5 protein-coding genes are annotated in these 4,717 nt (G+C 70.4%); 4 read left to right on the forward strand and 1 reads right to left on the reverse strand.

Annotated elements, in window-relative coordinates; all coding sequences use genetic code 11:
* Nucleotides 1-205 precede the first annotated feature (205 nt).
* Complete coding sequence (locus GWI24_RS40565) at nucleotides 206-562, forward strand: hypothetical protein (protein ID WP_210951031.1); 357 nt, start codon at nucleotides 206-208, stop codon at nucleotides 560-562.
* Nucleotides 563-686: 124 nt separating this feature from the next.
* Here the strand turns inward: GWI24_RS40565 and GWI24_RS40570 are convergent, their stop codons facing one another.
* A complete protein-coding gene (locus GWI24_RS40570; RefSeq protein ID WP_210951032.1) occupies nucleotides 687-1,571 on the reverse strand; it encodes an alpha/beta hydrolase in 885 nt (294 codons plus the stop codon).
* A 93-nt stretch (nucleotides 1,572-1,664) separates the two neighbouring features.
* Between GWI24_RS40570 and GWI24_RS40575 the strand changes: the two genes are divergently transcribed.
* From GWI24_RS40575 to GWI24_RS40585, 3 genes are all read left to right on the forward strand, one after another.
* On the forward strand, nucleotides 1,665-2,558 hold the full coding sequence (locus GWI24_RS40575) for a LysR family transcriptional regulator (protein WP_247617571.1): 894 nt from the start codon (nucleotides 1,665-1,667) through the stop codon (nucleotides 2,556-2,558).
* A 144-nt stretch (nucleotides 2,559-2,702) separates the two neighbouring features.
* Nucleotides 2,703-4,013 carry an extracellular solute-binding protein gene (locus GWI24_RS40580; protein WP_210951034.1) on the forward strand — a complete coding sequence of 437 codons (1,311 nt, stop codon included), beginning with the start codon at nucleotides 2,703-2,705 and terminating at the stop codon, nucleotides 4,011-4,013.
* 7 nt (nucleotides 4,014-4,020) lie between these two features.
* On the forward strand, nucleotides 4,021-4,717 hold a 697-nt coding region (locus GWI24_RS40585; RefSeq protein ID WP_210951035.1), incomplete at its 3' end, for a carbohydrate ABC transporter permease.

Below are 4,717 nucleotides of genomic sequence, written 5' to 3' on the forward strand. Positions count from 1 at the left end.
CGACGACTGCGGGCCTGGAACCGCACCCGCGTGGCCGAGCCGACACCCCGACCACGCGGCTCCCGGTCGGCGCGACGCTGATGCCCCCCGACCGGCGCGGGTCCCCTGCCAGCGGCCGGATTCGTCATACGAGCCGCCGCTCGCCGCGCAGGTGCCTTCATGGCCAGTACGGTGCATACGGACACCGAACGGCCCGGAGGACCGTATGAGCGCACACCCTATGGAGCCGCCCACGGGGGGCCTCATCCCCCGGCCGGAGCGCACTCCCGAATCGCTGCGCCTCGCGCTCGCCCGCGTAGCTCCCCATCGACTGGGCGAGATGGAAACCCAGAAGAACGAGGCGTTCGCCCTGGCAGCCGAACACAACAACCTCGGTCCCATCCGCCAATGGCTGACCATCTGGGCCGGCGAGGTGGAGATCGAGCGCCGCCCGGACCTGGCCGCACGACGGCGTAACGCCGAACACGCGGTGCACACTCTCGACAAGGACGACCCGGCCTGGCGGGCCGCCATGGACGAACTCCTGGCCGTGGTGAACGAGGCCCGGGAGGCCACCGCGTGAGCTGGGCCTGGGAGTACGACCCAGCGAGGACCACGTCGCGGGCGGCGCCCCGCCCGCTCTGATCGCCGACCAGGTGGTTCCCCGGCACGAGCGCGTCTACCTACTGCAGATCACTGCTTGGTGATCACCCCGAAGCGCCAAAGCGGCAGGAACCGCCCTCCGCCGCGTCGGCCTCTGCCAGGAAGGGCTTGAGCAGGGACAGCAGGGGGCCGGGGCGTTCCTCGGGGAGGAAGTGGCCGCTGTCGTCGATCACGGCGCCGCGGGTCGCCGGGGCGACCTGGCCGAGGCTGTGGACGGGGGCCGAGCCGCCGGCCTGGCCGCAGCCGATGGCCAGGGTGGGCATCGGGAGCGGGGCGCGGGCGAGTTCGGTGAGGGCGGCGGTGTCGGCGGGGGCGTTGCGGTAGTACGCGAAGCCGTTCGCCAGCCGGCCCGGGCGGGTGTAGGTGCGCAGATAGGTGTCGACGTCGGCGGGGCGGATGGCCCCGGTCTCCAGGGCGTGCCCGTAGAAGTGCTCCAGCAGGATCCGCTCCCGGCCCTCCGCCAGCTGCTCGGCGAGCCCGGGCACCGAGAAGAAGCCGAAGTGCCAGAGCCCGGCGCGGGCGATCAGCTCGCTCAGCCCGAAGCCGTGCAGTGGCACGGCGAGCAGGGTGAAGCTGCGGACCCGGGCGGGGTGGGCGGCGGCCCACGCATAGCCGATGGGGCCGCCCAGGTCGTGGCCGACGACATGGACCCGGTCCAGGCCCAGCTCGGCGCGCCAGGCGTCGAGCAGGTCGGCGGCGATCTTGACGCCGTGGCCGCGCGGGGAGGAGCCCGAGTCGCCCAGGCCCGGCAGGTCCACCGCGAACACCTCGTGGTGGCGGGCGAGTTCGGGGATCACCTTGCGCCAGGCGTACCAGGTCTGCGGCCAGCCGTGGAGCAGCACGACGGGGGTCCCCGGCCCCGCCGCCCGCACCCAGTGCAGCCGTACGCCTTCGATCGTCGTCTCGCGGTGTTCTCGCGTTTCGCTCATGCGGGCCAGTCGAGCACCGGCGCGACGATGCTTTCCTCTTTGATATATGAGACGTGAAGGGATTATTCGCGATCCGATATAGGCTTGGCCCTTATGGAGCTGCGCCATCTCCGCTACGCGCTCGCCCTCTCCGAGCACGCCCACTTCGGCCGCGCCGCCGCCGCGCTGGGCATCCGGCAGCCCCCGCTGTCCCAGCAGATCAAGGCGCTGGAGACCGAGCTGGGCGTACAGCTCTTCGACCGCACCGGGCACGGGGTGCGGCCCACCGCCGCGGGTGAGGCGTTCCTGGCCCGGGCCCGGCAGGTGCTGGACCATCTCGACCTCGCCGTACGGGACGCGGCCGACGCCGGCCGGGGCGAGACCGGTTCGCTCGCCATCGGTTTCCTCGGCACCGCGCTGGCCGCCGTGCTGCCCGAGGTGCTCACCGCCTTCCGGACCCGCCGTCCGCAGGTCCGGCTGGAGCTGCGGGAACTCCCCAGCGCCCGGCAGATCGAGGCACTGCTGGACGGCAGCCTGGACGCCGGGGTCATCTGCGGCCCGCCGCCCGCGGCCGCCCGGCGGCGGCTGACCAGCCTGCCGCTGGGCCGGGAGGCCCTGGTGGCGGCGGTGCCGTCCGGCCATCCGCTGACCAGCGCAGCGGCCGTGCCCGTACGGGCCCTGGACAGCGAGCCGCTGATCCTCTCCTCGCGGCAGGCCGAGCCCGCCGCCGCCGATGTGGCACTGGCCGTATGCCGCGCCGCCGGGGTCGAGCCGCGGATCGCGCATGAGGCGCACAATCTGCACACCCTGCTGGGGCTGGTCGCCTGCGGGCTCGGCATCGGCATCGGACCGGCGGGGATGCGGCGCTTCCGGCATGTGGGGGTGACCCTGCTGCCGCTGGAACCGGCCGCCGCCGGGCTGGAGTTCCACCTCGCCCACCGCTTCGGCCCGGTCCCGAGCGTCCTGGGCGCCTTCCTCCGCACGGTGCGCCAGGTTCATCGGGGCTGACACCCGCGCCTGACGCGCGCCCACTCCCTGTTTTGTCAACGGCATTGACATATCTCCACCACCCCTCGTATACCTCTCCCCATCGAAGCGCTTCGACGAACGTTGCACATGCGCCCTTCCTTCCAACCCTCCCGGAGGCAGCGGATGTTGACGGCACGGAAACGGACGAAACGAACAGTGGCCACCATCGCGGCCACGCTGGCAGCATCCCTGGTCATCGCGGGTTGCGGGGACGGCGGGGACGAGGCCGGGGACGGTAAGTCGCTCAAGCTGTGGCACTACGAGGCGCCCAACAGCGCCATGGGCATCGCCTGGAAGCAGGCCATCGAGGAGTTCAAGAAGAGCCATCCGGGCGTCACGGTGAAGGTCGAGGAGAAGGGCTTCGAACAGATCCAGAAGACCGCCTCGATGGTCCTCAACTCCGGTGACGCGCCCGATCTGATGGAGTACAACAAGGGCAACGCCACCACCGGGCTGCTCTCCAAGCAGGGCCTGCTCACCGACCTCACCCCCGAGGTCACCAAGCGCGGCTGGGACAAGCCGCTCAGCCCCGGCGTGCGCACCACCAGCCGCTACGACGCCCAGGGCGTAATGGGCTCCGGCAACTGGTACGGGATCCCCAACTACGCCGAGTACACGATGGTCTTCTACAACAAGGCCCTCTTCACCAAGCACCACATCAAGGCCCCGACCACCTTCGACGAGTTCACCGCCGCCCTGAAGTCCTTCAAGGACGCGGGCGTCACCCCACTGGCCAGCGCGGGCGCCGAATACCCCGCCCATCAGTACGTCTACCAGCTCGCCCTCACCAAGGCCGACCGCTCCTGGGTGGACGCCTACGAGCAGTACAAGGGCAAGCCGGACTTCCACGACGCCGCTTGGACCTATGGCGCCACCACCTTCGCCGACTGGGTGAAGAACGGCTATATCGCCAAGAGTTCGAGCGGCGCCAAGGCCGAGGACGCGGGCGCGGCCTTCATCGCGGGGAAGTACCCGATGTTCTTCTCCGGCAGCTGGTGGTTCGGCCGCTTCACGTCCGAGATGAAGGACGAGTGGGGCACCTTCCCCTTCCCCGGCTCCAAGCTCACCCTCGGCTCCGGCGGCAATCTCTGGGTCGTCCCCAAGGGCGCCAAGAACAAGGAGCTCGCCTACGACTTCATCGACATCACGATGAAGAAGGGCATCCAGAACACCCTGGGCAACAACGGCGGAGTGCCCGTGGCCGCCGATCCCCCGGCGATCACCGACCCCAAGTCCAAGGCCCTGATCAAGGACTTCACCACCTACGCCGACGGCGACGGCGACGGCCTGGCCTTCTACCCCGACTGGCCGGTCCCCGGCTTCTACGACGTCCTCGTCTCCGAGACCCAGAAGCTGATCACCGGCAGCGCCAAGCCGGACGCCTATCTGGACGCGCTGAAGAAGGCGTACGACGCGGGCGCGCCGAAGGGATGAGCTCCCGATGAGCTCCCACAGCAAGGCACCGCTACTACGGCGCCGCGAATATCCGTACGCCCTGTTCCTGCTCCCCGGCGCGCTGGCCTTCCTCGCCGTCATCGTCGTCCCGTTCCTGATGAACGCCGGGATCAGCCTCACCCACTGGCAGGGAGTGGGCAGCCCGAAGTGGGCCGGGCTCGCCAACTACCGCGATCTGCTGGACGACTCCGCGTTCTGGGAGTCCTTCCGGCACAGCCTGGCGATGGTGGTGGCGATGGCGGTGCTCCCCACCGCCCTCGGCCTGGTGCTGGCCGCCGCGCTCTTCGACTACATCGCCAAACACATCGGCACCCGCACCGCGAGCGTGCTGCGCGCCTGCTTCTATCTGCCGCAGGTGCTGCCGATCGCGGTGGCCGGAATCGTCTGGAGCTGGATCCTCGCCCCGGAGAACGGCGCGCTCAACGAGGCGCTGGACGCCGTCGGCCTCGGCTCGCTGCGCCATGACTGGCTGGGCGACCCGGACTTCGCGCTCTACAGCGTGATGGCCGTGATGGTGTGGGTCCAGCTGGGCTTTCCGCTGGTGGTCTTCATGGCGGGGCTGCAGCGCGCGGACCCGTCCCTGCACGAGGCGGCCGAGCTGGACGGGGCCTCGTGGTGGCGGCGGTTCTGGCATGTGACCCTGGAGCAGATCCGCCCGGAGATCTATGTCGTGCTGCTGTGGT

The organism is Streptomyces sp. MK37H, from assembly GCF_018035285.1.
Classification (GTDB): Bacteria; Actinomycetota; Actinomycetes; order Streptomycetales; family Streptomycetaceae; genus Streptomyces; species Streptomyces endocoffeicus.